The sequence below is a fragment of the Prevotella communis genome, assembly GCF_022024115.1.
Lineage (GTDB): Bacteria > Bacteroidota > Bacteroidia > Bacteroidales > Bacteroidaceae > Prevotella > Prevotella communis.
Window position 1 is genome coordinate 3,365,583 of sequence record NZ_CP091792.1, and the last position, 17,861, is coordinate 3,383,443.

General features: G+C 49.1%; 12 protein-coding genes and 1 tRNA gene. 10 read left to right on the forward strand and 3 right to left on the reverse strand.

The annotated features are described in order from the left end of the window. Nucleotides 1–29 precede the first annotated feature (29 nt). From L6468_RS13860 to L6468_RS13900, 9 genes are all read left to right on the forward strand, one after another. Nucleotides 30–2,849 (forward strand): M16 family metallopeptidase, encoded by a 2,820-nt coding sequence (locus L6468_RS13860; RefSeq protein ID WP_237793650.1) that lies wholly within the window; start codon nucleotides 30–32, stop codon nucleotides 2,847–2,849. Between the two features lie 11 nt (nucleotides 2,850–2,860). Further along, the gene (locus L6468_RS13865) at nucleotides 2,861–3,469 is read left to right on the forward strand and encodes a phosphatase PAP2 family protein (RefSeq protein ID WP_237793651.1); all 609 of its coding nucleotides are present in this window, start codon (nucleotides 2,861–2,863) and stop codon (nucleotides 3,467–3,469) included. Nucleotides 3,470–3,549: 80 nt separating this feature from the next. Next, a complete protein-coding gene (gene metK, locus L6468_RS13870; protein ID WP_091813476.1) occupies nucleotides 3,550–4,806 on the forward strand; it encodes a methionine adenosyltransferase in 1,257 nt (418 codons plus the stop codon). Continuing rightward, complete coding sequence (locus L6468_RS13875; protein ID WP_237793652.1) at nucleotides 4,778–5,557, forward strand: DUF4271 domain-containing protein; 780 nt, start codon at nucleotides 4,778–4,780, stop codon at nucleotides 5,555–5,557. The genes metK and L6468_RS13875 overlap by 29 nt, the downstream gene beginning before the upstream one ends. Nucleotides 5,558–5,568: 11 nt before the next feature. After that, on the forward strand, nucleotides 5,569–6,318 hold the full coding sequence (locus tag L6468_RS13880; protein WP_091813469.1) for a uroporphyrinogen-III synthase: 750 nt from the start codon (nucleotides 5,569–5,571) through the stop codon (nucleotides 6,316–6,318). Nucleotides 6,319–6,346: 28 nt separating this feature from the next. Then, complete coding sequence (locus L6468_RS13885) at nucleotides 6,347–6,742, forward strand: ribonuclease P protein component (protein ID WP_091813466.1); 396 nt, start codon at nucleotides 6,347–6,349, stop codon at nucleotides 6,740–6,742. 5 nt (nucleotides 6,743–6,747) lie between these two features. Then, the gene (yidD, locus tag L6468_RS13890) at nucleotides 6,748–6,990 is read left to right on the forward strand and encodes a membrane protein insertion efficiency factor YidD (protein ID WP_091813463.1); all 243 of its coding nucleotides are present in this window, start codon (nucleotides 6,748–6,750) and stop codon (nucleotides 6,988–6,990) included. A gap of 51 nt (nucleotides 6,991–7,041) precedes the next feature. Further along, the gene (gene tyrS / locus L6468_RS13895) at nucleotides 7,042–8,340 is read left to right on the forward strand and encodes a tyrosine--tRNA ligase (protein ID WP_237793653.1); all 1,299 of its coding nucleotides are present in this window, start codon (nucleotides 7,042–7,044) and stop codon (nucleotides 8,338–8,340) included. Nucleotides 8,341–8,407: 67 nt separating this feature from the next. Further along, nucleotides 8,408–8,481 (forward strand) — tRNA-Gln (locus L6468_RS13900). A 47-nt stretch (nucleotides 8,482–8,528) separates the two neighbouring features. Here the strand turns inward: L6468_RS13900 and L6468_RS13905 are convergent. Genes L6468_RS13905 through L6468_RS13915 form a run of 3 tightly spaced genes read right to left on the reverse strand, consistent with a single transcriptional unit; the run spans nucleotide 8,529 to nucleotide 15,804 of the window. Beyond that, nucleotides 8,529–10,940 carry a glycoside hydrolase family 127 protein gene (locus L6468_RS13905; protein ID WP_237793654.1) on the reverse strand — a complete coding sequence of 804 codons (2,412 nt, stop codon included), beginning with the start codon at nucleotides 10,938–10,940 and terminating at the stop codon, nucleotides 8,529–8,531. A 26-nt stretch (nucleotides 10,941–10,966) separates the two neighbouring features. Beyond that, entirely contained in the window at nucleotides 10,967–13,051 is a 2,085-nt protein-coding gene (locus tag L6468_RS13910) for a DPP IV N-terminal domain-containing protein (RefSeq protein ID WP_237793655.1), read from the reverse strand. Between the two features lie 2 nt (nucleotides 13,052–13,053). Continuing rightward, the gene (locus tag L6468_RS13915) at nucleotides 13,054–15,804 is read right to left on the reverse strand and encodes a beta-L-arabinofuranosidase domain-containing protein (protein ID WP_237793656.1); all 2,751 of its coding nucleotides are present in this window, start codon (nucleotides 15,802–15,804) and stop codon (nucleotides 13,054–13,056) included. A gap of 180 nt (nucleotides 15,805–15,984) precedes the next feature. Here L6468_RS13915 and L6468_RS13920 point away from each other — a divergent pair, with 180 nt between their 5' ends. Next, the gene (locus tag L6468_RS13920; protein WP_237793657.1) at nucleotides 15,985–17,859 is read left to right on the forward strand and encodes a CotH kinase family protein; all 1,875 of its coding nucleotides are present in this window, start codon (nucleotides 15,985–15,987) and stop codon (nucleotides 17,857–17,859) included. The last annotated feature ends 2 nt before the right edge of the window (nucleotides 17,860–17,861 follow it).

Here is a 17,861-nt window from a genome sequence, read left to right on the forward strand (position 1 = left end):
GGAGAAGTTAAGGAGTTAAGACAATAGATATGAGAAACTACAAAAAACTATTGGTTGCTGCACTGCTCTTTGTAGCAGGCGCATCAACAGCGATGGCTCAGCAGATGCCAGCCATCCCCACCGACCCCGACGTAAAAATCGGTAAGTTGGACAACGGACTGACTTATTACATCCGTCATAATGCATGGCCCGAACAGCGTGCCGAGTTCTACATTGCCCAACGCGTGGGTTCTATTCAGGAGAACGACGACCAGCGCGGACTGGCCCACTTCCTGGAGCACATGTGCTTCAACGGCACGAAGAACTTCAAGGGTAACGACATCGTGAAATGGTGTGAGACCATCGGTGTGAAGTTCGGACGCGACCTGAATGCCTACACCTCTATCGACCAGACGGTGTACAACATCTCTAACGTGCCCACCACCCGTGAGGGTATCGTAGACTCTTGTCTGCTGATCCTGCACGACTGGGCCGACGGTCTGTTGCTGGAAGCCGAGGAGATAGACAAGGAGCGTGGCGTGATTCATGAGGAATGGCGTATGCGTACTAGCGCTCAGATGCGTATGCTGGAGCGTGACCTGCCCCGCCTGTATCCTAATTCAAAGTATGGTCACCGCATGCCTATCGGTCTGATGGAAATCATCGATAACTTCAAACCCGAGGTATTGCGTGCATACTATGAGAAATGGTACCGTCCCGACAACCAGGCCATCATCGTGGTCGGTGATGTGGACGTTGACAAGGTAGAACAGAAAATCAAGAACCTGTTCGGTCCTATCAAGATGCCTGCCAACCCCGCTGCTGTTGTAGCCGAGAACGTGCCCGACAACAAGGAGGCTATCATCGTCGTCGACAAGGATAAGGAGATGCAGTACAGCATCGTGGAACTGATGTTCAAGAGTGATCCTATCCCCGATGAGATCAAGGAGAACATGCAGTATCTGGTCATCAACTACATGAAGAATGCCTGCCTGGGAATGCTCAACGACCGTTTGGCTGAGCTGGCCCAGAAGGCCGACTGTCCATATCTGCAGGGTAGCGTAGACTATGGTCAGTACCTGCTGTCAAAGACCAAGGATGCTTTCGAGGTGAGCGTACTGCCCAAAGAGGGTCAGACGGAAGCTGCTCTGAAGGCAGCCTTCATCGAGGCTCGCCGTGCTGCACAGTTTGGCTTCACTGCCACAGAATACCAGCGCTACAAGTCAAACTTCATCAGTCAGTTGGAAAAGCAGTACTCTAACAAGGAGAAGCGCTATAACAGTCAGTTTGTGAACAAGTATGTGCAGAACTACCTGGCAAAGGAACCTATCCCCAGTCTGGATGACTACTATCAGGTGATGAAGCAGTTGGCTCCCGCCCTGCCACTGGAAGCTGTCAACGAACTGATGAAGGGATTCTTCGAGGATAAGGACTCTAACATGGTGGTACTCAACTTCAACCAGGAGAAAGAGGGTGCCGTTTATCCCACTGAGGCTTCACTGAAGAAGGCCATCGACGAGGCACGCGCCACTCAAATTGAAGCCTACGTAGATAATGTCAAGAACGAGCCCCTGATTACTACCATGCCCAAGGCTGGTAAGATCCAGAAGGAAGTGGCTGGCAAGAAGTTCGACTACAAGGAACTGACCCTGAGCAACGGCGTGAAGGTGATCCTGAAGCAGACAGACCTGAAGAAAGACCAGGTGATCCTGAGTGGTGAGGGCTTTGGCGGTAGCTCACTGTATGGCGAGGCCGACTTTGCCAATATCAAGATGTTTGATGATGCTGTAGAGGCCAGCGGTCTGGGCAACTTCTCACACACTGAGCTGGAGAAAGCCCTGGCTGGTAAGATTGCCAGCGCCAGTCTGTCACTGAGCAGCGACCGTGCTCATATCAGCGGTTCATCAACACCTGCCGACGTAGAGACCATGTTGCAGTTGGTTTACCTCTACTTCACCAATATTAATAAGGATCAGGAGTCATACGACAATATGATGAAGACCACGGAGCTGATGCTGAAGAACAAGCTGTTGCAGCCCGAGTCTGTGTTCAGCGATTCTCTGTCGCTCACACTCACCTGCCACGACAAGCGTCAGGCACCTCTTGCTACTGAGGACCTGAAGAACGTGAACTACGACCGCATCCTCCAGATGGCTAAGGAGCAGACCAGCAATGCCGCTGCCTTCACATTCACCATCATTGGTAACTATGACGAGGCAACAATCCGCCCGCTCATTGAGAAGTACCTTGGCGCACTGCCCTCTCAGAAGAAGATTGTGAAGGGCAAGGATGTTGAGAAGCTCTTCAAGGGCGAGGTCATCAACGACTTCACACGTAAGATGGAGACGCCAAAGGCTATCGCCGTGATGACATGGATGAACGACAAGATGGACTATTCTCTCCAGAATATCATTCGCACTTCTATGGTGGGACAGATCCTGACCATGATTTACACGGAGAAGATTCGTGAGGAGGCTTCTGCAGCCTATAGCGTTGCCGCTCAGTCTGGCATATCACGCGATGATTTCCGCACACTGACACAGTTGCTCGTTTACTGCCCCATGAAGCCTGAGAAGGGTGACATCGCCACCAAGATCATGAAGGAAGAGGTAGAGAACCTAGCCAAGAGCGTTGACGCCGAGAAGCTGAACAAGGTGAAGGAGTACATGCTGAAGGATATTGACGACCAGGCAAAGACCAACAACTACTGGCTGCGTCAGATCAACCGTCTGCGTCTCTTCGGTGTTGATACCCACACAGACTACAAGGCTACCGTTCAGGCACAGACACCTGAGAGCATCGCTGCCTTCATGCAGGAATTCCTGAAGCCAGGCAACCGTGCAGAGGTGATTATGTTGCCAGAGGAGTAATCTGATTTCATATGAAGAGAGACATCTCATTGATATTAACTTGTGCTGTCCTGCTGTGTTTCAGCAGGACAGCCTTGTCTCAGACCCAAGGGCAGGCTCATGAGCATACGCACCTTGATGATTATGTGCAGTATGCTCCTATGGCCGCAAATATCAGTATGGGATGGTTAGGCGTCAAAGCCAAGCATACGGGCAGGGAACGTGTCCTCACCACGGGAACGGCCTTCTGTGTGATGACGGCTTTGGCTGGCGGCCTGAAATATACGATTCATGAAGAACGGCCTGACGGCACAGACAACAAATCCTTTCCATCAGGACATGCTGCACGAGCTTTCATGGGAGCCGAACTGGTAAGGATGGAATATGGCACCGGACTGGGCATCGCTGCCTATGGTACCGCCATCGGCGTAGGCTGTCTTCGTGTTTACAACGACCGGCATTGGTGGCACGACGTGGCAGCAGGCGCGGCCATTGGCATCTTATCGACACATATCGCCTACTGGCTGTTGCCTATGGAGAAACGTATCCTTGGCTGGGACAAGGAAGATGATATGCTGATTGTGCCTACTTACCAGCCTGAGACAAATAGCGTGGGGTTGGCGCTGTCGTATCGATTTTAACCGAAAAACAGGCTAAAATTTGGCTATCTCACAAAAACTCAGTAACTTTGCACCCTCAAAATTTAACTACAAAGTAAGAAATGTCATATTTATTTTCATCAGAATCAGTATCCGAGGGACATCCCGATAAAGTGGCCGACCAGATTAGCGACGCCATATTAGACCAGTTTCTGGCCTACGACGACCACGCACGCGTAGCCTGCGAAAGTTTTGTAACGACAGGCCAGGTGGTTATCATGGGCGAGGTGCGCAGCGAGGTTTATATCGACCTGCAGACTATTGCCCGCAACACCATCAAGAGAATTGGCTATACAAAGGCTGAGTACCAGTTCGATGGCAACTCCTGTGGTATCCTGACGGCTATCCACGAGCAGAGTGCCGACATCAATCGCGGTGTAGACCGTGAGGATGACGAGAACCAGGGAGCCGGCGACCAGGGTATGATGTTTGGCTATGCTACCAACGAGACGGAAAACTACATGCCTGTTTCATTGGATTTGGCTCACCTCATCATGCGTACACTGGCCGACATCCGTAAGGAAGGTAAGCAGATGCCTTACCTGCGTCCCGACTCAAAGAGCCAGGTAACCATCCAGTACAGCGATGCAGGCATCCCCGAGCGTATCGATACCATTGTGGTATCTACACAGCATGACGAGTTTGACGAGGACGAGAAGATGTTGGCAAAGATCAAGGAAGACGTTATCAACATCCTGATTCCCCGTGTAAAAGCACAGATTCACAGTGAGAAGGTACTCGCACTCTTCAACGACGACATCAAATACTACGTGAACCCCACAGGTAAGTTTGTGATTGGTGGTCCTCACGGCGATACCGGTCTGACAGGCCGTAAGATTATCGTTGACACCTACGGTGGTAAAGGCGCGCACGGTGGTGGTGCCTTCAGCGGAAAGGACTCTTCTAAGGTAGACCGTTCTGCTGCCTATGCCGCTCGCCATATCGCCAAGAACATGGTGGCTGCAGGTGTAGCCGACGAGATGCTCGTACAGGTAAGCTATGCCATCGGTGTGGCAAAACCCATGAATATCTACGTCAACACCTACGGACGTTCACGCGTGAACATGAGCGACAGCGAGATTGCCAAGAAGATTGAGGAACTGTTTGACCTGCGTCCAAAAGCTATCGAGCGCACATTGAAACTGCGTCAGCCTATGTATCTGGAGACAGCCGCCTACGGACACATGGGACGTCAGTCTGAGATTGTGAAGAAAACCTTCACCAGCCACTACCATGAGACAAAGACAATCGAAGTGGAACTGTTCACATGGGAAAAACTGGATCGGGTAGATGACATCAAGCACGCATTTGGGCTTTGAGCCATTGATAAACGACTCGCTGCTGTGTGCCGCTCAGGCACACAGCAGTCGTTTTGGTGTGTTAGGGCACCCTATACCCAGTCAGCTGGGTAATGACGACCTGACCACCATCACATTGTTGTTGTGCTTTGTCACCATCGCAGCATCTATCGCTTTCACACGCAATTTTATCAGCAGGCAACTGAGGAATTTCTTCTATGAGGTTCACTCTGAAGAACTTAACAACGTTACCTCCAATGAATTACGTTTTGAGATCTTACTCGTAGTGATTGACTGTATGCTGTTAGGCATCGCCTCATATATAGCAGCATCAGAAAAGATACCTGGCATCTTTGTCCGGGACACAGTTTTCACCAACATCATCATATTATCAGCACTCTATGGCGGCTACTTCCTCTGCAAGTGGTTGATGCATTTCGTCGTAGATCCAGTCTTCTTTGGAGGTAAAAAAACAATACAGCTATTTAAGGTGCAGCTATTCATTACCGCCTGTTCTACCACCCTTACGCTGCCATTAGTCATGTTGCTGGTATTCTTTGATTTAAGTGTAGAAAAATGCATCTTTTACTTCTGTTCAGTTCTGATTTTGAACAAAATACTGACATTTTACAAGTGTTGGTTCATCTTTTTTAGGCAAAAAGGCTTTTTTCTGCAAACTTTTTTGTACTTTTGTGCCCTCGAAATAACGCCATTGCTTGCATTCAGCGGAGTATGGCTCATGACGGTCAATAATTTGAAAATAAATTTTTAGGACATTAGAGAATGATTAAAAAGATCCTGATTTCGCAACCAAAACCCTCAAGCGAAAAGTCACCTTACTATGACATTGCTAACCGCTTTGATGTAGAACTGGTATTCCGCCCGTTTATCAAAGTGGAAGGAATGAGTGCACGCGAATTCCGTACACAGAAAGTCAGCATACTTGACCACACAGCTGTTGTGTTTACATCACGTCATGCCATTGATCATTTCTTCACGCTGGCAAAGGAACTGCGTGTCACCATACCAGAAGACATGAAATACTTCTGCGTAACAGAGACCATCGCTCTCTATATCCAGAAATATGTACAGTATCGCAAGCGTAAGGTATTCTTCGGCACCACCGGTAAGATGGACGATTTGCTGCCCACCATGGTGAAGCATAAGACTGAGAAGTATCTTGTGCCCATGAGCGATGTACATAACGATGCTGTCAGCAAACTGCTTGACTCTAAGAAACTGCAGCACACGGAATGCGTGATGTATAAGACTGTCAGCAACGACTTCACTGAAGAAGAGATCAAGACGTTCGACTACGACATGCTGGTGTTCTTCAGCCCCGCAGGTATCGAGTCGCTCACCAAGAACTTCCCCGATTTCAATCAGGGTGATATCGCTATCGCAACTTTTGGTCCCGCCACGGCAAAGGCTGTTCATGACGCAGGCCTGAGACTGGATCTGGAAGCTCCCACAGAGAAGTATCCATCCATGACAGGTGCGCTGCAGCACTATCTGCTGATGCAGGAAGACTAATTCACCTTATTATATAAGAATATATTATATGACGGCTCCAGCTCGTTTTCAGAAACAGGAGCGAATCGTCAGCCAGAAACTGATAGAGGAACTCTTCGGTGGAGGTCAAAGCCACACGCTGGCAGCCTTTCCACTAAGAGCCGTGTATATGCAACAAGAGCGCCAAGACAGGTCTGAACCCGTCAAGGTGCTCATTAGCGTTCCTAAGAAGAGGCTTCATCACGCCGTTGACCGCAACCGTGCGAAACGACAAGTACGAGAAGCCTACCGCCTACAGAAACAGGTGCTCATTGAGAAGATTCCCGAGGGAAAAGCGATTGATATCGCTTTCATCTGGCTCTCCGACCGCCCCTGTCCTACTGCTGAGATAAGCCATAAAGTGTGCAGTCTGCTTGAAAGAATCGCAAAAAAGATTGTTTACTGAGGCTTATGAAGCGCTTATGGCATTATATCGCACTCGTGCTGAAGTGGATACTGCTGATACCCATCATTTTCTACCAGCGGATTATCAGTCCCTTCACGCCACCTGCCTGCCGTTTCACTCCCACGTGCTCACAATATGCTAAAGAGGCGATTATCAAACATGGTCCAATAAAGGGACTCGGACTGGCAATCTGGCGCATCTTAAGATGTAATCCCTGGGGAGGAAGCGGGTACGACCCCGTGCCGTAACATTCGTGATAACGAGATAACACAACATCGACATAAATAAAAAATTAGAATATGAGAAAGAATTTTGTAGAAGAACTGCGCTGGCGTGGAATGCTGGCACAGATTATGCCTGGCACAGAGGAACTCCTGCAGAAGGAGATGGTGACCGCTTATCTGGGTACCGACCCAACAGCCGACTCACTGCACATTGGTCACCTGTGCGGTATCATGATGCTGCGCCACTTGCAGCGTTGTGGTCATAAGCCCATCATCCTTGTTGGTGGTGCTACAGGCATGATTGGCGACCCCTCAGGCAAATCACAGGAGCGTAACCTTCTGAATGATGAGACCCTGCGTCATAACCAGGAGTGCATCAAGGCTCAGGTGGCAAAGTTCCTGGACTTCGACTCAAAGGACGAGAACGCTGCTGAGATGGTGAACAACTATGACTGGATGAAGAACTTCACCTTCCTGGACTTCGCCCGTGAGGTAGGTAAGCATATCACCGTGAACTACATGATGGCCAAGGAGAGCGTTCAGCAGCGTCTGAATGGTACTGCACGTGATGGTCTTTCATTCACAGAGTTCACATACCAGTTGCTCCAGGGCTACGACTTTCTCTATCTCTATCAGCACAAGGGTGTAAAACTGCAGTTGGGCGGTAACGACCAGTGGGGTAACATGACCACCGGTACAGAACTTATCCGTCGTACCTTAGGTAATGATGTAGAGACCTTTGCCCTGACCTGTCCGCTGATTACAAAGAGCGACGGTAAGAAGTTTGGTAAGACTGAGTCTGGAAATATCTGGCTCGACCCCAAGCGCACCACACCTTATCGTTTCTATCAGTTCTGGCTGAACGTGAGCGACGAGGATGCTGAGCGCTATATCAAGATTTTCACATCACTCGACAAAGAGACCATTGACGCTCTGACAGAAGAGCACAAGCAGGATCCTGGTCGTCGTGTACTGCAGAAGCGCCTGGCAGAAGAGGTAACCGTGATGGTACACTCTCGCGAGGCCCTCGACATGGCCATTGAGGCCTCAAGCATCCTCTTTGGCAAGTCAACCAAGGAAGCACTGGAGAAGCTTGACGAGCAGACCTTCCTCGACGTATTCGATGGTGTAGAGAAGTTTGAGATTAGCAAGGACCAGTTGGGTCAGCCCGCAGTAGAGCTCTTTACCACTGTAGCCCCCGTATTCCCCTCAAAGGGCGAGATGCGTAAGATGGTTCAGGGCGGTGGTGTTTCACTGAACAAGGAGAAGCTTACCGATCAGAACCGTGCTATCACTGCAGAAGACCTGATTGACGGTAAGTACCTGCTTGCTCAGAAGGGTAAGAAGAACTATTACCTGATTACGGTAAAATAACAAAAGAATAGGAAAAATTTGGTAATATGCCAAATTTTTCCTACCTTTGCAGCTGCTAAAAAGCGATTGGACGATGGTGTAATGGTAACACTACAGGTTTTGGTTCTGTCATTCCCGGTTCGAATCCGAGTCGTCCAACCACAAAAAGAATCCCGAAGTCAACATGACCTCGGGATTCTTTTTTATATCTACTTCACTATCCACTCAAACAGACCTGACGAGAAATCATCGGGCTGGGTAACCTCCAGGCGCAGGGACTTCGTCTTCACAGGATTGAAGTTCACCGTGCAGGCAGTGCCACGGGCGGTAGGATAGCCATCAGCACCTTCTACAGGCTTCCACTGTCCCTGTTCGTCCTGATAGAGGATACGCCATGACTTCGGCACACGACAGCCACCCCAGGGAGCATCATCGAACCAGTAGACGGTACAACTCTGAACAGTAGCAGCTGCAGGGAATTCGTAAGCAAGCCATTCCGTAGAGGCTTTCTTGGGCCACCAGTGAGTATAGGGCACAGAACGGTCGTTCTCGTCACGGGGCACCAGTCGGTCGTTGATAGACGACAAGGCTGGAACACGTGAACCACTGGTAACCTTACTCTCGCTGGCCAACGTAGCAGGCTGTGCCGGTGTAGTGGCCTTTAAGTCCTGAGGCAACCATACGCGCATCTTACCACTTCCACGATGACACCAGGCATAATAAGGGATAAGGGTCAGCGTCTCGTCCTTTGTGGTAAGTTTACCCTGCTTATTGAAGTCCAGGGTCTGTGCATCTGTCTTTAAAGTCACAACGGGAGTTCCTGCAATCTCAGCCTTGCCCAACGTGAACTTCGGCTCCTGATTGATGAGTGCCGAGAAGATGTCGAACTGATTATCTGGATGCTCTGCACAGTAAACCAATGGTCCTCGCTCAATAGCCACCATGCCTCTATCGGCCTCCACCTTGTTATTGGCACGCACGATACGAGGTTCCATATCAAAATGAATCTGCACCTTGTCGCCTTTCTTCCATTTGCGGTCTATCGTGATATAATCACGGTTCTCAGGATAGTAAGCCTTACCGTTGACACTTACCGTATAGCCAAGACGCTTACCATCGGTATAGGAATAAAGGTCAGAGGGGACCACCTTACCCTTCACCCAACCAGGAATACGAATCTTCATAGCAAACTGACCTGCATTGGTTTTATCCACATGAATAGTAATATCGCCATCCCAAGGATAGTTGGTTTGCTGAGAGAGGGCCACCTTCTTCTTGCCAACTGTGAGTTCACTCTTATTTGAGAGGAACAGGTTCACATAGACATCCTTATCCTTTACAGCATAGACATATCCAGGCAGCGAGGGGATAAAACGGCATATATTTGAAGGACAGCAGGCACAGCCGAACCAAGCCTGACGCTGGTGCTGCCCCATCGACTCCAAGGGGTTGGGGTAGAAGAAGCCATCACCCTGCAGTGAGACACCACTAATGAGACCATTGTAGAGTGTACGCTCCAATACATCATAGTATTTTGAGTCACCATGCAGCAAGAACAGACGATAGTTAACATACACATTACCGATAGCAGCACAAGTCTCACAGTAGGCGCTCATATTAGGCAGTTCATAGTTCTTACCAAAGGCCTCTCCATTGCTGGTGGCACCAATGCCTCCCGTGATATAAAGTTTCTTAGAGACGATATTATCCCAAATGCGGTCGATAGCATCAATATAGCCTTTATCACCTGTGAGGGCAGCCACATCTGCCATACCTGCATACATATAGGCCGCACGGACAGCATGACCAACAGCCTCATTCTGACGGATGACAGGCAGATGACTCTGAGAATACTCGGTCTTGATGGTTGTCTTGCCACGATAATCAAGCAGGAACTTGGCAAAGTCAAGGTAGCGCTGCTGACCAGTAGCCAGGTAAAGGCGCGCCATTGCCATCTCTGCTATCTGATGACCGGGCACCACGCACATCTGTCCAGGATTAGGCCCTACCTCCTTACAGGCCACGTCGGCATAGCGACAGGCAATATCAAGGAATTTACGTTTTCCTGTAGCCTGCCAATAAGCCACAGCACCCTCAATCATATGACCCAGGTTATAGAGCTCGTGAGAGAGATCCTCCTCCTTGACCCAACGACGATCACCGGCCCAATGGTGCGGGTCGGCAGGGTTCTGCGTACGGGCAGTGTACAGGTAACCATCGGGCTCCTGGGCTGTCGCAATGATATCGATAACGGAGTCGCAGTAAGCCTCCAGTTTCTTGTCCGGATAGGTCTGCAGGATATAGGCAGCACCCTCTAGAGTCTTGTATGGATCGGTATCGTCGAAAGAGTAACCGACACCATTCACCTTGAACGTCTTTGAAGGATCCTTCAGATGGGCAGCGGCATTCTCGAAGTTCTTGTAGCGACCTTCGCTCTCGCATTTTGAAAAAGCGAGGGGTATGGTCGTGTTACGACTGGCCTCCAGACGTTGTCCCCAGAACGTACCAGGGGTTACCTTTACCGACGTAAAAGGCACAGGCGTGATAGGATAACCCGTCTGCGCCATGCCAGTAAGTAGCGACAGATTTAAAGTAACAAGTGAAAATAAGAATCTCTTCATGTTAATATCGTTTTTTTGTTATTGAATCATTTAAGTTCGCTCCATTTCGGTGGGTCAACGCCCAACAGATGACGCACGAAGAAATCGTAGCGCTTATGGTCGCCATAGCTTTCGCCCATCGTATGATGGGCACCAGGGATAACCACGAGTTCAAAGTCCTTACCAGCTTTTTCCAATGCGTTGACCACCTGCATAGTAGAGGCTGGATCCACATTATCATCCAGTTCACCTACGACTAGCATCAGCGGACGCTCCAATCGGTAGGCATTCTCCACATTTGAACATTCTACGTAAGAGCTGTCGATAGGGTACGACATCCACTGTTCGTTCCACCAGATCTTATCCATTCGGTTATCGTGACAACCACAGGCAGCATAGGCAGCCTTATAGAAATCACCGTGCCACAGCACAGCAGCCAGCGCATTCTGTCCGCCTGCACTACAGCCATAGATACCCACACGGTCGATATCCATATAAGGGTACTTCTCTGCAGCCGCCTTAATCCAGGCAATACGGTCTGGCAGTCCGCCATCCTTCAGGTTCTTATAGCATACCTCCTCGAACTCACGGGTACGATATGAGGTAGTCATCGCATCAACCTGCACTACGATAAAGCCCAGTTCGGCCATATTCTGAAGATAATAGAGCCATGGTGTGAATGACTTTGGAACATACTGATCGCCAGGACCTGAATAGATGTATTCTATAATAGGATACTTTTTATTAGGATCAAAGTTCGACGGACGCTGAATCAGTCCCCACATATCCGTCTTGCCATCACGTCCCTTGGCCACAAAGACCTCAGGGGCCTTCCAACCCACTGCTTCCAAAGCTGTGATATCAGCAGTTTCCAAGGTACGAAGGATTTTTCCATCCTTGCCCGAACGCAATACTGTGACAGGGGGCGTCGTAACGGTGGAATAAGTATCAATCAGATAAACCATATCTTCGGTATAGGTCACGCTATGGTTACCCTCCTCGGGTGTAAGACATACCAGCCCCTTGCCATTCAGACCTATCTTATAATAATGTATCAGATAGGGATCCTCGGATTTGTTCATGCCACAGGCCGAGAAATAGATGATACCAGCCTTCTCATCCACATGCTGAATGCCACGCACATAATACTCACCTTTCGTCACCTGACGTATCAACTGTCCTTTTTGTCTGTCATACAAATAGATATGGTTACGTCCGTCACGCTCACTGGTCCAAACGATCCGTTTACCATCCTGCAGATCGATGCGGCGCTGACGGTTATAGTTGATATACTTGTCGTTTTTCTCCTCAATAAGCGTTCGTACCAAACCAGTTTTCGCAGAGAGTTCCAGTACACGATAGGTCTTATGACCACGTTCGTTGAATTCAAACGTCACATGTTCGTTGTCTGCATCCCAACGGGGAGCAGTCACCTGATACTGACTCTTAAACAAATCCGTTGAAGGTTCTATCACGCGACCTGTCGCCATCTCTACAATGACAGGCACACGATAATTCAGCGAGTCACCAGGCTTGGCATATTCCTGTTTGTGTAATACGGGTTCCAAACGGTCTTTGGGTGATGATTCCACATAATAGACATAATGCTTGGGGGCTGGTTTGATACGCACTGTGGCATAATAGCGACCGTCGGCAGAGAACGAGCCCCAGGCCGAATAGTAATAAGTGGAATCACCATTGGTAGTCAGAGCACGTTCCTCCCCATTTAGTTTCACCCAAAGGTTATTGTCCTTAAGATACACTTGAGACTTACCATCTGGCGACATCCTGAAACCATCCTTCTCATCGGGCACCTCCATCCAGTGACGCTGCGGGCCACGCCATTCAGGGCGCTGACGAGGTTTTTCCGGATTCTCTGTCAACACCTCTACCGTGTTCTTGTCGGCATCAACCAATTTATACACCTGTCCCCTGCCATCATACAGGGAATACCAGAACTGATGTGTGCCACGTTTCAAGTGCACGTTCACATCGCCATTCTTCATCTTCCAGGAATACCTGCTGCCTATGCCAAAGGCACGCTGATAGGCATCCTTGATATTGGTATTGTCTTGTGCTGAAACTCCTTGCGTCAATGCCAGGGCCAGCACCATCGTCATTCCTATTCTCATCGTTACTTCAATATGTCTTTTAGTTGGTTGGTTGCTTTATCAATCATATCCTTGGTGCCACTGCCATCGGTGACGTAACGCACCACACGCTCTGCACGCCACAAGGCATCACGCCGAACTTCAGAACGTGGCAGGTCACGAACTTGCTGCATCAGCTGTTTCAGTTCATCCATATCCTCCATCTCAGCCAGATTACCTGGACGCATGGCAGTGAGCGCAGCATTCAGTTTGGACAGCAACTTCTCCGCATCAACAGGATTAATCTTGGAGGTCAGAATGGTTGCACATTGCTGATACTGTTCCGTCATACGGGCATAACCATGAGGCGCCCATGGCGCATGTTCGGGCACTTTTATCGTTAGCGCATTCCAAGCCTGCTGAGCGTCAATTCGGCCCTTTGCCATTGCCAATGTCTGACTCAGCACCAATGTATCGACCTCAGTAGCAGGAGGCACTGGAGCATCCAGTCGGAAGTAATGGGTGACATGACGGTCGGCATCATAATCGGGCACGAAATGGAAACGGTCCCAGTCGGCCTCATCATGAATGGTGGCCTCGTCCCATGTCTTCACACCCGTAGCAGCCATCACCAATGGTCCCTGCATCAGCGCAGCCGTCCACATAGGGCTGTAGGTTTGCCTGCCTGCCACTTCCAGTTTATCAGGGGTATAGTCAAAGTGACGTGTAAAGGGCATGATAACCTCTACCACATCCTTCTTTGTCCATTTGCGAAGCGGTATCTCGACATAGGTGCCGGGTGTAGGGTGATGGATGATGGATTTACCATTCAGTCTGACGTCGAAACCCTCAGTAGCCCAGTAGGGCACACGGAGTTTCATCGCAAAACGTCCCCCACCCTTCTGTATACGGATGATACTTTTCTCTGCGGGCCATTGGCACGCCTGACGAATCACGGTTTTCTGGGCATCCCACGTAGCGATTGTAGGCAGGTAAAGTCCCACCCAAAGCGTGTTGTCATTCACGAAATATGCCGCCTCCTGATATTTCACATGGTTCTCAGCGCCCGTACCACCACAACAGGTACTCTGCGGAGTCTCGTTACCCCAAGGTTTCGAGGCATTAAGACCCACGGCATACTGATAGAGCACTTGGTACTGATGGGGATTGATAGAACCCACGAGTTGGTTGTAGAGCAAGCGCTCGTAGTAGTCCATATAGCTGGCATCATCAGGATTGAAACAGTTCAGATCCTTTGTCAGTTTAGCCAGGTTGTAGGCACAACAGGTCTCATTAATCGTAGGCTCAGGATTGTTGGCCATTGACAGCATCTGCGTATAGGGCAACCGGAACATCTCGCCATTGCCCACGCCTCCCATAGCATAACGGTAACGCCCTTGAATGGTGTGCCAGAAATTCTGTGCGATATTATAATAATAGGTGTCGGCCCCCGCCTCATAGCATTTCAGGGCTCCCGTTATCATAGGGATATGCTGGTTGGCATGACGCGTACGGATAGCATCGACATTACGAGCCAAGGGGTCGAAGAAAGCTGGTGAGTCGAAACAAGTGGCAGCCTCCAACAGGTGTGCACGCTGTTCTTTATCGGTGACCATCATCGACAGTCGGGCCAGTGACTCAGCCATACCTCCCACCTCACCGGCAATGTACATGTTCCACATCTCGTAACGATTACCAGGATGCTCACGACGCTCAGCCTGCGTACCATCTTTTTTGACGTAGGTTCGATAGTGCAGGCGGTTCCACACCCAGAGTCCCATATCACGGGCAATGAGCAGCGCTTTCTCGCTGATGGCTTTATCATCAATGATACTGGCTATATCAATCAATCCGGCCAACTGCTTATGCACGGTATAATAAGGTGCCCATACCCAGTCTTCGTTGTTATAGGGACGATACATCTCTATGAGCACGCAGTGTTGTGGTGGAATGGCATTGATGTAGCCATAGCCGTAGTGACGACAGTCCTGCTTATAGTTATCGAAATCTTTCCACGAGCCTTTCAGTTCACGCAGCTCTGCCTCAGGTGCCACGTCACGGGCCTCGAAATAGCGGCCTAAGGAATCGCTCCAGACAAAAGTCCGTTCCTGACAACGTCGCATCTCATTCAACATCAATTCGATGCGACTCAGTAGCAATGCTTTTTTCTGTTTGTCCTGACAACTGGCATAAGCCATGGCCATAGCAGAGAGGTAATGTCCTGTACCATGCCCCTTCAGTTTTGTAGTAGGTGAGTCCCAACCATCGCTGACAGGACAGTCAGTAGTTGGCAAGCCATATGTATCATAATAGTTATAGAGTTGCTGTTTTGGATCAAGCGACAATAGGTTGTCGATATCCAGATCACGGTTATGCGTCAGACGATCATCCCCCGTCAGCTGCACCTTGTCCAATGGCAGTGGCTGGGCAACGGGATGCGAGGCAGGCCTCTCTGTCTGTTGTACCACACTGACACGCGCCTTGATAGGATAGCCATTGGAAGTGGTGTTATCACCCACAATGAAACCACGTACCTCATAGGTGGAACCCACAGGATGATGTGTGGCATCTGCCTGTTCCTGCTCCACGTCGAGCGATGAATTAAGCCAGCGCACCTGTCGATATTCACCTTTCCCGTCGGTATAAGTCACCCACAGTTGATAAGGCAGTTGGGGTGCATTACCAGCAGCCACTTTTACATTGACGTCTTTCACGCTCACAATGCAACGAGGAGCTGCCATCACACCAACAAACACGAGTGCAGACATGATGCCCGCCACCATGATTCTCTTCATGTTATGTCCATTTTTCTTGACCATGTTGCAAAGGTATGCAATAAATTTTCTCTAACGTAAAAAAATAGTCCAAATAATCTAAAGATTAGACGCTATTTGTATCTTTTTGGACGAAAGTTTTAATCCCATTATAGAATAAATGTGTAACTTTGCATCGTTAATAACGCAATAACTTTTTTAATGAAACAACTACTTATTATACTGCTAACAATATTCTGCACATTGACTGCAGGAGCACAACAGCGGGCCCATGTCTATATGAACCAGATGGGAGGCAAATGGAACTTCCCCATCGTTGTGGATAGTCTCAACGAGATGACGTTTGACAAAGCAAGACGTCAAATGATGACGGACGTCACAGGTGAATTAAGAATACCTTTCGACGTGAACCACATTGATAGTATAACGTTTGAAGACGAGCCTCTTACCGAAACGAAAGACCCATATAAAGTATTCCAACTCTACATCACCACGAAGGACGGTCAGGATATCACCTCGAAAGAGACATATACCGATGCTCACCTCTCACTGAATGCCCAGGAATCATTCACCAGCTACTCTGCCAATATCCAAATGCGCGGACGCGGAAACAGTTCTTTTTTGTGGTACGACAAGAAGCCCTATCGTATCAAGCTTAATGATAAACACAAAGTGCTGGGACTTGACAAAGCCAAGAGTTGGGTACTGCTCGCCAACTATCGTGATGTGACGGACATCATGAACACCTTTGTATTCGAGATGGGACGTGACTTAGGCTTGCCCTATACGAACCACACTCGCTACGTAGAACTCTTTCTGAATGGCGACTACAAAGGGATTTATCAGTTGACTGAACAGGTTCAGCAGAATAAAAACCGCGTGGCTGTGAGCGACGAACATGGCATCCTTATTGCACTCGATGTGGATGATGGTCCTGGCGAGAATCCTTATGCCAATGATAATTTCTGGTCGACGGTCTACAGAATGCCTGTATGCGTAAAGTATCCCGATGACGAACGCTGGACAGTGAATACCGTTGATTCCGTGCGCAATGTCTTTGCCGAACTTGAGACTGCAATCAAGAACAAGGATTATACACAGGTTCAGCAGTTGCTTGATGTTCCCTCATTCATCAAATACCTGCTCATTCAGGAATTTGTGTATAACGTAGAATTGTCAGCCCCTCGCTCTATCTATATGCATAAGGATGGTGACGGTCCTTGGGTGATGGGGCCACTATGGGACTTTGACGCCGGCTATGACTTCGATTGGGGGCAGATGACCACCGGGCATACCTTCTTTACGGATTTCACGGAGACCGTGATGGGCTCTAATCCCCTGAAACGAAACGGACAGTATAACTACGTGCCACAATTCTTTACCGACCTGTTTGCATGTCCGGAATTCGTAGAAGCCTATAAAGCACAATGGGCAGCAGTAAAGGATACAATTGTCACTCATGCATGGAATGAGTGCATGAAATATGTAGAACAGATGCGTGCATCAGGTGCTATTGACCGCGAATTCCAGCGCTGGCCTATCAGTGGAAAACGCTTTGATACCGAACTCAGTAAGATGAAGCAATGGCTTCAGAACAGGAATACCCATTTCTCTTACCTCGTAGCTGGCATTCCTACCCCCAGTGAACCAGTCAACAAAGAGAGATTCTGCGGAAGCATCACTGTAAATACAGCCATGAACTGGTATCAGGGGTATAGCCAGGACAACAAAGTCCGCATCAGCAAACAGCAGGTATGCAACCTGATGGGCCTCAGCACCAGCGAGATGAATGAAGCAGAACTGAGCATTGTGCCCCTATATACTGATGGTACTGAAGGAGAGAACCATACTAACGGCGTCTTTGGCGGATGGTTTAATAGCGATGGCGACCCAGGATACTATGCCCAAGGTCATGTGTATATCGAGGTGTTCAACGACCTGTGGAACTGGAGTTGCGGCCTATACAAGGAAAACTGCTGGCATGATGCCCACGCAGTAACCATGCAATACCAGTATCCTTATAACGGCACCTTACTAAAAGTGAATATAGAGGCGAACTTCACCATCGCCCAATAGAA